Below are 16,834 nucleotides of genomic sequence, written 5' to 3'. Positions count from 1 at the left end.
AATAAACTATTGGTAATTAAAGAGTATTCGATAACATTTATGAAAGCCTTCAAACGCAGGCTGCGTTTACCTTATTTTTGTGGGGTTATCCGTGTTTTAGAAATAAAAAAGAGGTAAGCCGATAAGCTTACCTCTCTGTTTTCTTACTCGATTTTTTATCCGAAATGTAGCCTTTTTTGAAGCTTTACTAACTAAAAAACTAGCGCTAATCACGCATGTTAAAAATCAATACTGCCGCTAGAGCCAAGAACGCCGTCATCATTAAGAACACATCGTTGTAAGCCATGATGGCAGCGTCACGTTGCATTGTACCAAGTAAGCTTGCTTGCGCTTGTTGCATCGCCGTTGCGGCATCACTTCCTGACTGAATGAAAAACGCTTGTTGTTGCTGAAGCGTCTGCCAACCAAGTTGACTCACAGAAGGTAGCGACTCCTTGATGTGAGCCAGATGCTCACGGGTTTTGTTATCCAATAGCGTAGCGATAATCGCGATGCTGAAAGCGCCACCTAAGTTTCTCATTACGTTGGTTAACGTTGATGCGTCTGGCGTGTCCATTTTGCTGATGTTTTTCATGGCAACCAAAGACAGCGGAACCATAATAAATGGGCTACCGATAGCACGCAGAACCATAGACAAAATCAGCTGTTGGCCAGCAAAATCGATTGTCATGTGCGTATTCACGTAACAACTGAAACCGAACATTGCGAAGCCAAAGGTCACCAAGTACTTAGGCTTAATTATCTGTGTTAGCTTGGGCACAATTGGGAATATCAGAAGCTGTGGGAAACCCATCCACATTAGCACTTCACCAATTTCCATCGCGTTATATTGCTGAATTTGAGTGAGATACATCGGCAGCACATAGATAGAGCCAAGCAACGCCATCCCCAAAATCAAATAGGCGACACAAGACATAGCAAACTGCCCATCCCGCAATAGCCGCAGGTTAACCAATGGCTTTTTGTGTTGGAGTTCGTTTATCACGAAGTAAACCAAACTCACCGCCGACACGATACTCAAGCCAATAATAAAGCTCGAACTGAACCACTCTTCACGGTTACCTTCTTCTAGTACCACTTCCAAACAACCTAGCCCTAACGCCATGGTGGCAATACCAAACCAGTCCGCTTTTTTCAGCGTCCCAAGGTCGAGCTTTTCGTCATCCAAGCCATATCGGATCATGGTGACCACAAGCAAAGCAGGCGGAATATTGATGTAGAAAATATAGTGCCATGAAAAGTTCTCCGTCAGCCAACCACCAAATGTTGGGCCGATCGATGGAGCAAAGGTCGCGGTTACGCCAAACAGTGCCATACCCACAGCCCGTTTGTTAACAGGCAATAACTGAATCACTAACGAGAAAGCAAGCGGGATTAAAGCGCCACCACTGAAGCCTTGCATCGCTCGGAATACGATCATCGAGGTCATATTCCAAGAGAACGAACACAGCAAAGATGAAATGGTGAAAATGGCCGTCGTCCACGTGATATAACGGCGTTTACCGAGCGCTTTAGAAAGCCAACCACTGAGTGGGATAGCAATCATCTCTGCGACTAGATAAGACGTAGAGATCCACGAACTTTCATCTAAGGTGGCAGACAGCGCGCCTTGAATATCTTTGAGAGACGAGTTGGTGATCTGAATATCCAAGATCGCCATAAACGCGCCAATCAAACCGCCAAATAGGGCGATCCAATGGCGTCTAGAAACCACTCCATCATCATTAGTGTGGGTGACAACACCAGCGTTACTCATGATCTAGCCTCGTTTATCGATGGTCGCTACCACAGACAAACCAGGAAGCAATCTACCTTTCAATTCTTGCTGATCTGGAATGGTAATTTTCACCGGTACACGTTGAACGATTTTAGTAAAGTTACCGGTCGCGTTTTCTGGTGGCAGTAGTGCAAACTTGGCGCCAGTCGCAGGAGAGAAACTGTCTACCACGCCTTCAAGTGGTTGTCCCGGGAAGGCATCTAATTCAACTTCTACGGATTGACCTTTATGAATGCCGCTTAACTGTGTCTCTTTGAAATTAGCTTCGATCCACACTTGGTTGTTTGGTACCAAACTCATAAGTGGCGCGCCGGCTTGAATCAACAGACCTTCTCGCACGCTGCGTTTGCCAATTACACCATCTGCTGGCGCGTAAACTTTGGTGTAATCAAGGTTAAGTTGTGCTTGATCTCTTTGTGCTTGAGCTTCAGTCACGGATGCGTTTGCTTGTTCGATTTCACTCGCAATCACGATTAGCTGATCATTACTTGCGACGAGGTTTGCTTTTGCTTCTTCAAGTTCTGCTTGGGTGACTTTTTGTTGTGCGACCATGCTGTCGACTTCATCTTGCGAAGCATAGTTGCGCTTTAATAAGCTGCGAGAACGCACGACTTGTTGGATTGCACGCTCGTATTCAGCTTGTGCGGAATCAACACGGCTCTCGGCTTGATTTATTTGGCTACGTTGTAACGTTTGTTGAGCGATAAGGTTGTGTACGCTTGATTGAACGACGCTTAAATGCGCATTCGCCTGAGCAAGTGCAGATTGGTAATCACGATCATCAATTTGAACCAACAAGTCACCTTGTTTAACCGATTGGTTATCACTCACGTAAGACTTAACAATATAACCTGACACCTTCGGGCTTATATTCGTGATGTCGCCTTGTAGGTAGGCATTGTCGGTAGATTCAAAGTATTGGCCATAGCCGTACCAATATCCGGCACCAGCAAGACCTAATGACAGCATGATCGCAGTAGCAATAAGCGGGGCTTTTTTACGTTTTTTTGTGCTTACTGATTGCGAAGCGTTGTTGTTCTCTGTCATTTTTTATTTCTCATTTTGTTTTTATTTAGATGTAACGAATTGTAAATGAATTCGATTGATTGATAAGATAGGAAAAAAGGGAAACACTGTTGCAAAAATCTTACTAATATAGCTTTGGGAGAAGTACGATGGACTTAAATGCTGTGACTGTTTTTACACAAGTTGTTGATTATGGGAGTTTCACGCACGCAGCTGAAGCGTTGAACATGACCAAGTCGACCGTCAGCCGAAAGCTTGACGAGCTAGAGCAGCATCTAGGTGTGAGGTTGATCACTCGTTCGACACGAAGTTTAGTTTTAACGCCAGAGGGTGAGCGCTTTTATCAGTCGAGCATGCAGATGCAAGAGATCATGAACCAAGCTGAGTTAGAGGTTTCTGCCAATCAGGATTTGATCCGAGGGCAGTTGAATGTTGTGTTGCCTGTCGAATTGGGACATCAAGTATTAGCCACATACATCCACAGTTTCCTAAAAGAGCACCCAAACGTGACTTTGAACTTAGAACTGTCGAATCGAGAAGTCGACATCATTGCGGAGGGGATCGATCTTTACGCACAAATTGGTGAGCTGGTGGATTCGAGCTTGGTTTCTCGCTACCTCACAACATCGAAGCGTGTATTGGTAGCCAGCCCTGAGTATTTAGAACAGTTCGGTGAAATCTCTTCACCCGATGACCTTAAGCCTCCATTTAGGATGATTGAGGTGGTGAATAAGGCGGCACGTCTACCCAAGTGGCATTTGCAATTAGAAGGCGGTGAGTCGATTTTGATCGATCTGCCGTGTCAGTTACGGGTGAATACCATCACGGCATGCCTAACAGCTTGTGTGGATGGGCTCGGCTTGGCGGTGCTTCCTGAATTCATTTGTCGGGAACACTTCAAGACAGGTAAGCTGATTCGTTTGTTACCTGAATATGAGATGCCAGAAGTTTCAGTAAGCCTAGTGTATGCAGACAGGCAGTTGATGCCGAAACGTAAAAAGGTCTTTATCGACTATCTACTGACTGCCTTTCAAAATAGGAAGCACAAGTAACGGGCTGAACATTAGCGGTTAAATAAGTGCTTAAGCTTCCTATTATTCATTTTTGTCTAAACCGTATTGAAGCTAACTATGATTGGGCTGCCAGTCGACGACTTGCCCATTCGCTAATATAGCTTTGACCGACAGGGCTGCAATATCAATGTTATCGTGACGAAAGGTCTTGTTGGAGAAGTTGGCAATGATCTTACTCCCGTCACTGAACTCGGTTTGTTGAACTTCGCCGCTTTTGTCTAACCAGTCGAAATCGACCAACTGTTTATCCCATAACTGTTCGTGCATCGGTTCAAAGCCATCTTGATAGTGTTTGAGTGCTTTTATCCTTGGACTTGAACTTGATAAAGCTTCATCTCTGGTCAAGTGAACCATCGGTGGTGTGTTGTACAACATGGCGGTTAAGTCTCGTTCTGCTTGTACATTAGTGAACTTAAGGCTGTCTGAGTGCCAATGGCGCGTATTGATTACTTCATCATGGAAAACGGCTTGGTAAAGCGGAATTCGATATTGTGGCGAAAACAGTAGCGACTTGTAGGGCTCTTTAACCTCGGCGGGTTTAAAGAAGAAGTCAGGTTTGTGGTCTGGATACCAACGACCTAAATAGTAAGGTGATTGACGATTTTCTTTCATGTCTTTATCTGTCCAACCGAAGCCTACCGTTTCTAAGCCGTGTGCAAACGCGATGCCTTTTGTTGTTAGGCTGTTGCCGTCTTCAGAGCCTAATACTAACGATGGTTGCTCGCTTAGCCACTGCATTCGGTTGTTGAAGGCAGAAAGCATATCCGATTCGTTTGTATCGCCATTGCCATTACCATTGCTGTTGCTATGACTCTTGCTATGACTGTCTATAGAGCCGCTGTAATCCTCACGTGCCATGGCGGTTGCATCAACATCTAAGAACAAGCTGTTGAAGTTGCCGAATTTCATAATGTCTTGAGCGCGCTGCTTTACGTAATCTAAATGGCAATTCGGATTAAGATAGAATCCGTTACCTCGAAACCCTTTTTTTAGGCTGCCATCCGCTAGTTCAATGGCACAACTTTGACGCATTGGCTCTGGTAATTGAGCGGTTAGCCAGTTGTCGTTCAGCTTCGCAGGAATGGCTGTGTTGTAGGAGTCATAGGTGCCGACCAGATATCCTGACTGTTTTGCCAGACCCACAGCGTTAGGTTGATAGAATGCTGGCATCCAATTATCAAATCCGAGCCAAAGTTTGTTTAAGCCTGCCTTATTTAGATTGGTTACCATGTCTGAAGACAACGCTTGTCCCCAAGTGTCTGACGAGTTTAGGTAGGGGGAGGCGTGTTCAACCAACCAATTTTTCTTATTCTGCGCTGCCACGTATTGAGCTTTAATCGTGTTGTTTTCGAGTGTCGGATTACCGACTGGAAATAACACCTGCAACGACTGGCTAATAGAGTCCAACAATAACTGTTTGTGGTACTGACTGAACCAGTCTTTGCCCTTGGAGAGTGATGAAAGCTCTCTTTTTGCTTCATTCGAAACGTTGAGTTTAGAGCCTTCTAAATACCAGGTTTTCAATCCCCACCAGTCGCTTACATCTTGGATGCTTAATGGGTCTTTGCCAAATAGGTAAATGTGGCTTGCGCCGATTAGCTTACTCACATCTGGATTGTGCTTTTGCTTTGCTACAAGTGTTTCAGAAAGGCCATTTTCGATGCGCCAATCGCGGTAGTGTTTCGCTCCATCTAACCACGAGTCTCCAAGGGTGATACGAACAATAAAAGATTGTGACTGATTGAGCATCGTAAATTGGTGTGATGCCTTCATATCAATTCTGGTCTTGGAATTTGTGGAAGTATTAGAGGATGCATCTGCAAAGAGCAGTTGATTGTTGGTTGCATTAATCATCTGATAGCTAATGAAGTGGTCGTTCTGTTGTGCTGTCCAAAAAGGCATCTTTAGGTCTTGAGTGGTGTTGCTTCCAGAATGGTTGTCGACTAGATAACTACCCCAAAGCTTGTTATTTGTAGGTACACGCATGCCTTCGCTAAAAGGAAGAAATAGGGTCTGAGTTTGTTTTTCTGCAAGATCAAACCACGCCAACTCTACGGGCTGGTTACGTTTCACCTGTATATTTGAAGGGAAGCTGAACTGAAAAGTGAGCTGGTCTTGATTAAGCTCGGCCTCAACGTTTATCCCACTAGGTACTAAGGTCCAAGTTGCGGTCTTTGCTGAATTAATTTTATCGGAAAGACCAATGACTAGATTGGTCGCTTTCTGTGGTTGGTTATCAACGGTGAGAGCGCCGCTGTTAACGCTTAAGCCGTTCCAATCTATCTCTAAAGTATTCGATGAAATAGAGACTGTATTGTTAGTGGCGATGTTAGCGTTGTCGCGAATACTGCTGCCGCTAATGCTATTTCCGCTAACGCTGCTGTTGCTGGTGCTAATAGTGGTGAGCGTTATTTGGCCCGCTTGTGCGTTGGATGAAAACAGACAAGCTGTTGTTAAAGCTACAATGGCACAAGTAGAAAGATTGAGTGGGTGACGTACGCTGAGCATATCTAGATTCCGTAAAGGGTAAGTACGGTTATTACACCCAAGTAGCGCTAGTGCTTTGTCACCTATATGTCTCTATTTTCTGCATTACCTAGTTTCTCATCTTCTTCTGAATGCATTCCATTAGAAAGGCACCGCGACACGCTGCACATATTGGACTTCAATCGCGCCTTGGTATTCAAACATTTCAACCGAAGCACTCAAGTGTTTGGCATTAGTCCCTAGTGGGCTTTCTGTGGGAACGGGTGCTTGCGCTATCTTGATTGGCACTTTGTAGCCTAACAGGTTGTAGTTCTCATCGAACCATTGCCAACTCACATTGGCGTTAGGGCAGTTGTTGATCACCTTCGGTGGCGTGATCACGATATGTGGTGCGCTGAGTTTACTTTCGAGTGTTAACCATCGCTTGCTGTTGTCTAAAGCGACAACAATAGGATAGTGGTTTGAATCTATCTTTAGTTGATAAACACCAGATTCGGGTTTGATAAACATTTCACTAGTCTCAATCTCTTGATACTCATTGTTAGAAGCGAGTTGTCCATCGAGAAGGATTTTACCTCTTGGGGAAACCAGAGAGATAGGTTGTGTTTGGATTTTCGTGTCTTCACTGAGTTGCTCTGCAGCGACTTTGATTTGATAACCTTGCGATGACAGGCCGTAGCGTCGAATGAAGCTAACTTGAATGTGATGTTTCGTCTCAGTGTCTTGTCTTAGTGAAGTTCCGCATTGAGTTTGGCTCAATATCTCTTGTTTCACAGGCAGCCAAAGCTCACTATCGAGTGTTTGTTGATCGAGTGCGATTTGAAGCTCTTGCCACGCGACTTGAGGTTGTTCATCAAGCAGAGATTGATACGTATGTTGCAATGGTGTGTTGGTAAACCAAGCGGCGTGACACGCAAACGGCAAAGCGCAGATCAATGCGATTAACGAAGTGACTCTCATTATGATTCCCCAGCTAAGCGGTAACCAACGCCGCGATGTGTTTCGATCTTTAGGGTTGGCAGCTTCTGGCGCAAGCGCAGTATGTGATTATCCACGGTTCGGGTACTTGGAAAGGCTTGATAACCCCAAATCTTATTGAGTAACTCATCACGATGAAACACACGACTTTGGTTCTGAACAAACAAGACCAATAACTGGAACTCTTTAGGTTTTAACGTGATCGGGCTTTCATCCAAATAAGCGATTCGTTCTGACAAGTTGATTTGGATATTTGCGTAATTTAAGTGGCTCACCCCTAACGGACGAAGTTGGGTAATGACTCGAGCAAGCAACTCCTCGTTCGAGAAAGGTTTAGTGACGTAATCTTTGGCTCCTGCCATTAAGCCTTCTACGCGTTGTTGGACTTCCACTTTAGCCGTTAACACAATCACTGGTAGGGCTTTGAGCAGTAACCAATTCGGCAAATGTCGCAAGCTGTCACCGTCTTCGAGTTGTCGATCCAGTATCACTAGATCGGCTCGGAACCATTGCTTACTGGCACTCTCTGAATCCTTCGCCCAAAGGCATTGGTAACCATTGGACTCAAAGAAGCTGACGAGGCCCTGTCCAAGTAGATGGTCGTCTTCAATCAGCAGTAGGGTGTTCATAAGCTATTTCCAAAATACATCGGGTTGGGTTACGAAGAATAATGAGGCGGCCATTCGCTTGTTTCATCAAGTGTTCGACAATTGTGAGGCCAATGCCCATGTTGTCTTGTCTGTGATTGATATTCGGTGTTGCTCGAGATACTAACCGTTGCAGAAAAGAAGGGAAGTGACCTTCGTCTTGCACCTCAATCCTGAGCTTATCAGCGAGTTCTACCTTGACCAAAACCTCACCTATACCGTGCTGTTTAGCGTTCTTAATCAAGTTATCTAAGCAGATGGTTAGCCAGTAATACGGTAGGTTAAGTTCAGCATCACTTGAATCACATTGATACTCGATATTGTGCTTTTCACATACATGATCGAGCCACTCTTCTAATGAAGCGTTTTGCTTCAACAAAGGTTCTGACTGATCCGAACTTAGATACACTTTACTGTTTTCGGTGAGCTGAGAGAGCCTTTGATAGTCGGATATTAAACGCCAAACCGCATTTTGAGTTTCATCAGAAAAGTCATCGTAGCGATTTCTAAACATTTCGACGGTTAAGCCTAGGCTAGTAATTGGCGTGCGCAGTTCATGAGTAAGAAGCTGTAAAACGAACTGCCTCTCTTTTCGTTGTTTTGTTCTTAGGTATAAGACTCTACCGAGTCCGGAAAGCAACGTTAACAGCAATGTAAAGATCAACGTTTTCATGATCAGATTGTCATTGCTAGGCTCGCTTAAGCACACGTTGCTGTAACGAAAAGTACAGGTTTCACCCGTCAAAGATACCTCTTGCCGCTCTGCAATAGGTTGCCAAACATTTAAGGGAATGGCTTTCCAGCCTTGTTCGCCACTTAACCAAAGCACATCGTCCTGTTGCCAAGCGCGGTATCCACTGAGCAGTGCTTCTCTGCCTTGTGCGCTTAGGTTTTCTAGCTTGTTATATAAAGGATGCTGAGGGTTGGTAAGACTCAAAAATGGGCGTATCTGCTCGGTCACATCTGGGTAAGCGGCTAAATAACGATCAGCAAAACTGCCACCTGCAGGGTGTCGTTTGGAGTGTGCTGCAAACCAAATGGAATCCAATGCTTGTTGCTGACACAAAGCGAGCTCAAACTCGATGGCGTCATCTAATGAAGGGTTATTGCTTTCAATCGCTCGGCAGTGATCTTGTATTGACGCTAACGCTGCGATGTCGTCCCAACTGAATTGGTTGAAATCAGGATAGCGGCTACGTTCATGAAGCAGAACTTTCGGATACTGAGCCAACTCTTGTTGAGATACTAGGATTGGGGATGATTGCCAGCTCAGTTGATACAGGGTTTGCCACTTGTCTTGCAAACTTTGGGCATTGGCTAGAGTTGGGAGCCAAAAGATCAAGCCAAGGGCTAAGGTAAACCTGCGCATCCAATCATTCTCGTTAAAAGTCGTGGGGCGAGTCTAAAGAGTTTTGGACGTGATTTGTAACCTGAATGTCAACAAGTGTTCCTTTAACAACAAATTGTCGAGTGGGTCATGTTTTAAAATAATAAATTGGAAATACAGTAAGTATCATTTTAATGGATTAAACTAGATAATTGTGTACTTATTGTCATTATTGAACGGATGGAGGGGACTATACTGGGCTCATACCTAATCAGAGGAACCACCATGAAAACACTCATTAAATCAGTATTGGCACTTAGTATCTTAACAGCGGGCTCGGCTCAGGCATTCGAATTAACGAGTAATGATATTCAAGAAGGTCACCCAATGGCGAAGACGTTTGAATATTCAAGTTGGGGCTGTGATGGCGAGAACTTGTCACCGCAGTTGATGTGGAAAGATGCTCCAGCAGGAACCAAAAGCTTTGCAATCACGGCTTATGATCCAGATGCACCAACTGAAAGTGGTTTCTGGCACTGGGTCGCGTTTGATATTCCAGCAACAGTGAGCGAGCTACCTCGTGGTGTCGACATCTCTAAAGTGGGTGGCAAAGAAGGCCGCATAGATTATGGAACGGTAGGTTTCGGTGGCGCTTGTCCTCCTGAAAAAGATGGCATGCACCGCTACCAGTTCGCGGTTTGGGCATTGCCAACGGATAAGCTCAACCTAGACGAAAACACGCCGTCGGCTGTGGTTGGATTCACGTTGAACAGCATGGCTTTAGGCAAAGCGAAACTGACTACAACTTACACACGTTAATAGCTTACACACGTTAGTAATTGACACAAGCTAATAAAGCGACCAGTTATTGATGCGAAAGCTGGTCGTTGATAATAAGTAAACAAGGGAGATGAGATGAATCATCAATATCAAGTGACGATCTTTCGTGCAGAGCAGTTACAAAAACTGCGTAATGTGAGGATTCTATCTCCTAGTATTATTCAGATCATTACAGGCAGTAAGCGCCTGTTTTGGAAAGACTCAACGGCAGAACTCTCACATTCTGAGCTGCTGTTGTGTGAGGCATCAGCGTCATTAAGTTTTGAGAATATGCCTCACAAAGGACGCTTCTTATCACGAGTGTTCAGCTTTCAATTCCAACCTTCTCAGGCGATGCTTGATTTAAGTGAGGAACGCTCGAATGATCTGGGGCTGCCTACAGTACAAGCGGACCGAAGCTTACAAGATTCACTCAATGCTCTGTTTTCCTTTGATAGACAAAGCATGAGTAAAGAGACCCAGCAGTTTTGGTTGCAGGGCTTATACCAGCAATTAGCCGAGAAGGGCGTACTGCATCGATTGTTTATTAGCTCAAACGTCTCGTTTAGCCAGAAACTCAGCCACTACCTTTCACATTCACCGGACGAGAAACATCCGTTAGAGTCGGTAGCAGAGCGCTTTGCGATGAGCCGCGCCACGCTTATCCGTAAATTGAAACTTGAAGGCATGCAATATCGTGAGGTACTGGCTGAAGTTCGCTTGAGTCACGCGCTTTATCTGATGCAAAACGGGCAGCAGAATGTCGCGATGCTGGCTCAGTCTTGCGGTTACCAATCGGAGGGGCGTTTTAGTCAGCGCTTTAAAGGGAAGTTTGGTTTGTCGCCAAGCGAATACATCAAAACCGTCGTCAGCAATAGAGTCGCGAGTAATAAAGTCACGACGCCATAACCATTCTGTTCGTCCTAAACGCTCACTTTTTTGTCTCGTGCTGCCAATGCCGCGAAAATCGTGCACGCAAATGCAACAGATGCGATCAGCAGAATGGGAACGCTCCAAGAATCGGTTTGAGCATGAAGCTTACCCACCAGCGTTGGACCTGTTGCCGCTAAAGCATAACCAATTCCTTGCGCCATACCCGACAGCGATGCGGCTTGGCTGCTATTCGATGTTCTCAGGCCAACAAAAGAGAGCGCGATAATAAACGTAGAGCAGTTGGCTAATCCAAAGAGTCCCACCCAAAAGATCGCAAACTCAGGCAAATACAGCAGCCCAATTAATCCAATGAATACACTCGAAGTACAAAGCGTAATGAGCCATTGTTGGTTATCGCTTTTACCTAAGAACGGCAGTAACAGCAATCCCGGAACCATAGTCGAAAATTGTAGAAATCCGTAGATATAACCCGCATCGATTTCGCTGTAGCCAAGGTCGTTCAAGATCTGTGGAAGCCAGCCTGCCAAAGAATAGAAGGTAAATGAGTTAAGCCCAAGAGCTAGTGTCACTTGCCATGCAACGCCACTCTTGATCATCTTCTTCATCGGAATTGGCTTTTCTTGATGCTTGTTATTGGTCGATGAAGAAGAGCGTTTTCTGATTTTAGGCAACCAGATCATCAAAGCTAATATTGGGAATATTAGGTTCATTAACAGTGCTAATTGCCAACCCGTGACCGTGAATAAGGTTAGATTTGAAAACGGCACCATCAAACTTGAGCCTAACGTCGAACCGATGCCCATAGTAAAGATGTACAAAGAAGTGACTGTCGCAATACGAGTAGGGAAGCTAATTTTCACTACTACGGGCAACAACACATTACCAATCGCGATACCAAGTCCAATCATTACTGTGCCGATGTATAAAGTCGGAATTGCTCCAAAAGAGCGCAGTGTAATACCCGTAGTGATCAAAACTAAGCCTAAGAGCAGACTAGGTTCTAGGCCAATTCGTTGAGATATCTTGGTGACTAATGGTGAAAATAAGGCAAAAGTTAACAGTGGCAAAGCTGTTAAGAAGCCAGCAGCCGACGACGTAAGGTTGAGGCCTTCCATAACCTGAGAAAGCACAGGAGCCAAGCTCGTAAAAGGCCCACGAAGGTTAAGTGCTAGGAATAGAATCCCTAACATGACGAAAATGCTATTACGAAGAGAGGCGCTCATAGGTTGTTCTACTGTTTGCTTATGAGAAGAAAAGCTAGCCTACAGGTCATTGAATGATTACACAAATACCGTTTAAATAGGTTTACTAATGACTGAACCAGCGTCGCGCGCGCTTTACCAAAAAAGGTAATCCATGACCATATTGAATATCCATAAACTCATCTCAGATTTCCCACTGCTTCAACAATTGATTGCATTGGAAGAAGTGGTTTGGTTTAACCCAAATGTGACGACTCTGGAGCGCGGTTTACCTTATGTGGGATTGGGCGAACAAGATATTCATGATGCGAGTTTGAGGTTACAAAGGTTTGCCCCTTATCTGGCGAAGGCATTTCCTGAAACTCATGTGACGAATGGCATCATCGAATCTGAGCTTATCGATATCCCTGCAATGAAGTTGGCATTAGAAGCTCATTATCAGCAGCCAATAAAAGGGCGTTTGATGATGAAGAAAGACAGCCATTTGCCGATTTCAGGTTCAATCAAAGCGCGCGGAGGTATTTATGAAGTACTAACGCATGCCGAGAAGCTTGCGATTGAAGCCGGGTTACTATGTGAAAGCGATGACTACAGCAAGTTGCTCGAACCTGAGTTTCGTAACTTCTTCCAACAATACAGCATTGCAGTAGGTTCAACGGGTAACCTAGGCATGTCGATCGGTATCATGAGTGCCAAATTGGGCTTTACGGTCTCTGTTCACATGTCGGCAGACGCGAGAGCTTGGAAGAAAAGTAAACTGCGAGAGCACGGTGTTAACGTGGTCGAGTATCAACAAGATTATGGCGTTGCAGTAGAACAAGGGCGTAAAGAGGCGGAGCGAGACCCACGTTGTTTCTTTATTGATGATGAAAATTCGCAAACCTTGTTTCTTGGTTACTCAGTGGCAGGACAACGACTAAAGCAACAATTTGAACAGCAACAAATAGTGGTCGATAAACAACACCCATTATTTGTCTACTTGCCATGTGGAGTAGGTGGCGGGCCCGGTGGTGTTGCATTTGGCTTGAAGATGGCATTTGGCGACCATGTGCACTGCGTTTTTGCAGAGCCGACGCATTCACCTTGTATGCTTCTTGGCGTTCATACCGGTTTGCATGACCAAATTTCAGTACAAGATCTTGGCATCGACAATCTAACGGCTGCTGACGGCTTAGCGGTGGGTCGTGCGTCTGGTTTTGTTGGTCGCGCGATGGAACGTTTGCTTGATGGTTACTACACATTAACCGACGAACGCATGTATCAATTGCTAAGTGAACTGAATCAAGCCGAGGGGATTCAATTAGAGCCTTCAGCACTTGCGGGCATGCCGGGTGTGATTCATGTTGAGCAGAATAGAGAATATCTTGATCGCCTAGAGATTGATGAGTCGACGCTAGCGAATGCAACGCATCTTGTGTGGGCAACTGGCGGAGGCATGGTGCCGAAAGAAGAAATGGCCGCTTACTTGGAAAAATTGTCGGTTTAGCCCTAAAGCGTTTATAAGCTCGCTGTTTGTTGATGCTTAGCTGTTACAAATATAAGCATTTAAAAAGATAAGTCATGATAGAAGAGTGTTGTTTATCGGTTGAACGCACTCTTTGTTACTCCTAAATCCAGTCGTTATTCAAACAATAACTTGCGCAGATCGTTATCCGAAACACATATTTTATAAATTAGGCTTCTTAGGTGTTATAACTATCAGTTAGGTTGAGTGGCATTCAACTTGATAGGGATTTAGCAATGCAAACGGATAAAGTGATGCAGACAAGACACATAAACACACCAGAAAAATTACTCCAGCGTTTAGATGCGATTGGGGAGTCTTTGGAAGCATCGGGTAAGGCTCATGCTTTACTGGGATTGGGCTCCGTAGGTATTGAAACGGAGCGACTTGATCAGTATTCAGATGTCGATTTTTTCGCGATAGTACAAACGGGGCATAAGCAGTATTTCTTAGACTGCTTGCATTGGCTATCTGATATTCACCCAATCGACTACGCGGTGAGAAACACCGTCGATGGCTATAAAGTCTTATACGCTGACGGAATCTTTTGCGAATTTGCGGTGTTTGAATCCCATGAGTTAGCGCATATTCCATTTGCTGAAGGGCGCATTGTTTGGCAGCAACCTGAATTTGATACGCAGTGTTGTGTTCCACCAGTAAAAGGGGAGGCACACACTAACTCCCAAGAGTGGATCATTGGTGAGGCTCTAACCAATCTTTATGTCGGCATGTCTCGTTATAACCGAGGCGAAAAGCTGTCGGGCAGTCGATTCGTTCAATCTTACGCACTTGATCGTTTGATCGATCTTGTGGATCAAACTGAACATTCTGAGCCTGAATTCGTCGATGAGTTTATGTCGGATAGAAGACTAGAAGCGCGCTTTCCTAAGTTTGCTCAATTGCTACCAACCTTTACCCAAGGTTACGAGCGTACGGCTGAATCGGCACTTGCCCAACTGGCGTTCCTCAACACCCACTTCACAGTTAACCAAGCCATGTGTAACCGAATCACTGAACTGTGTTCCGGTAAAGATTAAGCTTATAACCTGTTAATCTTAAAACCTATTTTCTTGGTGCGCGTAAATAACAGTTGTCGCTAGTCTGTATTGTTGATAGGTTTTAACCATGAAATTTAATTCTGCTTCAACTTCAATTTTCTTTTGGTGGTGCTCTTAATAGAGCAGCACGGAATATTCACATTCTTTAGCTGCTGGACGGTAGCTAAGAATGTCATCAAAAATGTCGCCTCTTTTTATCTCCAGTAGCCTTTCTAACTTGGAGATACCTCATGAAAACCCATTCAAACAGCCATATTGATAGCAACAGCCATGCGGTCAGCAACTATAGCGCTGGCAGTAAGAACAATACCAACAAGCCTGAAATCATTCTGACTGGCGATAGAGCAACTGGGCCTTTGCATTTAGGCCATTACGTCGGCTCTCTCGAACAAAGAGTCTCTTTGCAGCATATTCACGACCAAACGATATTGGTCGCCGACATGCAAGGGCTGACCGACAACGCCCATAACCCCTCGAAGGTTTCTTCTAACATTCTCAATGTAGTCGCTGACTATCTTGCTGTTGGAATTGATCCAGCGAAGACCACGATTTGTTTACAATCACAGTTGCCGGTGTTAGCTGAGCTCACCATGTTCTACAGTAATCTTGTTTCTATCGCTCGTTTGGAACGTAATCCAACGGTCAAAAGCGAGATTCAAAACAAAGCATTTGGACGCTCAATTCCAGCAGGCTTCCTCACTTATCCAATCTCACAGGCGGCAGACATCACCTCTTTCAACGCGACTTTAGTACCTGTCGGTGATGACCAACTGCCGATGTTAGAACAAACCAATGAGATCGTGCGAAAGTTAAATTCGCTCGCTGGCAAACCAATCTTGAATGAATGCAGGCCACTTCTCAGCAACGCCTCGCGTCTCCCTAGTGCTGATGGTAAAAGTAAGATGTCTAAATCGATGGGCAACGCCATTAATCTTGGTTCAACAGAAAAAGAGATCAGAGCTGCCGTTAAATCCATGTATACCGACCCAAACCATCTACGAATTGAAGACCCAGGCAAGGTAGAAGGGAACATCGTGTTCACTTATCTTGATGCTTTTCACACAGACGTTAACTATGTCAGTCAGCTAAAAGAGCATTATCAAAGAGGTGGGCTAGGCGATGGACAAACTAAGAAAGTGTTGGAAGAGTGCTTACAAGAGATGCTTCGTCCTATTCGTGAAAGAAGATCTGAGTTGCTGGATGACAAAGCGCAGCTCATCGATATTTTGCGAAATGGTAGCGAAGTCTCTAGGGAAAGAACGCAAAAGGTATTGTTCGATGTAAAAGGCGTCTTTGGTCTGAATATTATCTAGCATTTGCTGCACCTGTCACAGGCTAAACGGCGGGAGAGTGAAAGCGCGATGACTTAGTAATCAAGAGTTTGGTATTCAATGACTGGTTTGGATGTAAATAAAGTCAATTGATTTGAATGGTGATTACGATTGATTTATAAAATGCCTTTTGTGAATATCTTTGAGGTTATGTGGCAAAGCACGACCTCAAAACCTTATCTTCAAGTGATGGTAATTAAATGAAAATTAACGTTTTACTCCCTGTCTTATTTTCGATTCTGGCCCTAATGTCGGGTTGTTCAGATGTAGTCAGCGATGAATACTCGACTTATGCGCAAGCCAAACAAGAGCGATTGTTCGACAGAGGTTGGTTAACCGATATTCTGCCTAAATCTACTTTGAATATTGAAGTGAATAACGATCTGGATGCGAATACTTCAAAAGGACGCTTTATCATCAACGAGCCAGCATTGTCCGAGTTTATTGCGAAATTGGAGTCGAGTGAGTCGACCAATGAATTTCACTTTGTAGACGGCGAAAATGTTTGGGTGTTCATTGTGGGAGAAGACAGTGTAGTTAACTACACACTAAACAAGCGTGAAGACTAAGTTGCTGAATTCCAACCTATATCTGTTTATTGCTGATATGGGTTGATAAATAGCACGTTTCACCAAAGTACCAGCAAGCACTCATCATGGTTATTCTTCGGACGGTAATCATGGAATTCAAACCGTTGAATTTGTCGACGCT

Annotated in this window: 14 protein-coding genes; 7 read left to right on the top strand and 7 right to left on the bottom strand. The window is 44.6% G+C overall.

Translation table 11 applies throughout. The features are described from left to right. Positions 1–205 precede the first annotated feature (205 nt). Together AC3CIA_RS23360 and AC3CIA_RS23355 are read right to left on the bottom strand one after the other, a co-directional pair. A complete protein-coding gene (locus AC3CIA_RS23360) occupies positions 206–1,756 on the bottom strand; it encodes a DHA2 family efflux MFS transporter permease subunit (RefSeq protein ID WP_488519180.1) in 1,551 nt (516 codons plus the stop codon). Positions 1,757–1,759: 3 nt separating this feature from the next. Further along, positions 1,760–2,824 (bottom strand): HlyD family secretion protein, encoded by a 1,065-nt coding sequence (locus AC3CIA_RS23355; protein ID WP_019822141.1) that lies wholly within the window; start codon positions 2,822–2,824, stop codon positions 1,760–1,762. A 128-nt stretch (positions 2,825–2,952) separates the two neighbouring features. Between AC3CIA_RS23355 and AC3CIA_RS23350 the strand changes: the two genes are divergently transcribed. Next, positions 2,953–3,855, top strand: a complete 903-nt coding sequence (locus AC3CIA_RS23350; RefSeq protein ID WP_488519179.1) for a LysR family transcriptional regulator — start codon at positions 2,953–2,955, stop codon at positions 3,853–3,855. 72 nt (positions 3,856–3,927) lie between these two features. On the opposite strand, the gene AC3CIA_RS23345 is transcribed toward AC3CIA_RS23350, so the two are convergent. The 4 genes from AC3CIA_RS23345 to AC3CIA_RS23330 form a co-directional block, all read right to left on the bottom strand. Next, positions 3,928–6,384 (bottom strand): glycoside hydrolase, encoded by a 2,457-nt coding sequence (locus tag AC3CIA_RS23345; RefSeq protein ID WP_488519178.1) that lies wholly within the window; start codon positions 6,382–6,384, stop codon positions 3,928–3,930. Between the two features lie 120 nt (positions 6,385–6,504). Then, a complete protein-coding gene (locus AC3CIA_RS23340) occupies positions 6,505–7,323 on the bottom strand; it encodes a DUF2861 family protein (protein ID WP_372042838.1) in 819 nt (272 codons plus the stop codon). Continuing rightward, positions 7,323–7,970 carry a response regulator transcription factor gene (locus AC3CIA_RS23335; protein WP_054546940.1) on the bottom strand — a complete coding sequence of 216 codons (648 nt, stop codon included), beginning with the start codon at positions 7,968–7,970 and terminating at the stop codon, positions 7,323–7,325. Before AC3CIA_RS23335 ends, AC3CIA_RS23340 begins: the two co-directional genes overlap by 1 nt. Then, the gene (locus AC3CIA_RS23330; RefSeq protein ID WP_488519177.1) at positions 7,948–9,357 is read right to left on the bottom strand and encodes an ATP-binding protein; all 1,410 of its coding nucleotides are present in this window, start codon (positions 9,355–9,357) and stop codon (positions 7,948–7,950) included. The genes AC3CIA_RS23335 and AC3CIA_RS23330 overlap by 23 nt, the downstream gene beginning before the upstream one ends. Positions 9,358–9,600: 243 nt before the next feature. Between AC3CIA_RS23330 and AC3CIA_RS23325 the strand changes: the two genes are divergently transcribed. Both AC3CIA_RS23325 and AC3CIA_RS23320 read left to right on the top strand, forming a co-directional pair. Next, positions 9,601–10,134 carry a YbhB/YbcL family Raf kinase inhibitor-like protein gene (locus AC3CIA_RS23325; RefSeq protein ID WP_237298087.1) on the top strand — a complete coding sequence of 178 codons (534 nt, stop codon included), beginning with the start codon at positions 9,601–9,603 and terminating at the stop codon, positions 10,132–10,134. Positions 10,135–10,230: 96 nt separating this feature from the next. Next, positions 10,231–11,043, top strand: coding sequence for a helix-turn-helix transcriptional regulator (locus AC3CIA_RS23320; RefSeq protein WP_171307843.1), 813 nt, complete (start codon positions 10,231–10,233; stop codon positions 11,041–11,043). Positions 11,044–11,057: 14 nt separating this feature from the next. Here the strand turns inward: AC3CIA_RS23320 and AC3CIA_RS23315 are convergent, their stop codons facing one another. Next, complete coding sequence (locus AC3CIA_RS23315; protein ID WP_054541138.1) at positions 11,058–12,251, bottom strand: MFS transporter; 1,194 nt, start codon at positions 12,249–12,251, stop codon at positions 11,058–11,060. A 133-nt stretch (positions 12,252–12,384) separates the two neighbouring features. On the opposite strand from AC3CIA_RS23315, the gene dsdA reads away from it, so the two are divergent. The 4 genes from dsdA (at position 12,385) to AC3CIA_RS23295 (ending at position 16,692) form a co-directional block, all read left to right on the top strand. Beyond that, positions 12,385–13,716: a D-serine ammonia-lyase gene (dsdA, locus tag AC3CIA_RS23310; RefSeq protein ID WP_488519176.1), complete on the top strand. Its 1,332-nt coding sequence runs from the start codon at positions 12,385–12,387 to the stop codon at positions 13,714–13,716. 254 nt (positions 13,717–13,970) lie between these two features. Beyond that, positions 13,971–14,771 carry a hypothetical protein gene (locus AC3CIA_RS23305; RefSeq protein WP_488519175.1) on the top strand — a complete coding sequence of 267 codons (801 nt, stop codon included), beginning with the start codon at positions 13,971–13,973 and terminating at the stop codon, positions 14,769–14,771. Between the two features lie 251 nt (positions 14,772–15,022). Then, positions 15,023–16,105, top strand: coding sequence for a tryptophan--tRNA ligase (trpS, locus tag AC3CIA_RS23300; protein WP_488519174.1), 1,083 nt, complete (start codon positions 15,023–15,025; stop codon positions 16,103–16,105). Between the two features lie 218 nt (positions 16,106–16,323). Next, complete coding sequence (locus AC3CIA_RS23295) at positions 16,324–16,692, top strand: YbbD-related protein (protein WP_488519173.1); 369 nt, start codon at positions 16,324–16,326, stop codon at positions 16,690–16,692. Positions 16,693–16,834: the final 142 nt, after the last annotated feature.

The organism is Vibrio sp. QJM3NY_27 (assembly GCF_057785955.1).
Note: the sequence above shows the minus strand (reverse complement) of the source record. Positions and strands in the feature narration are given on the sequence as shown.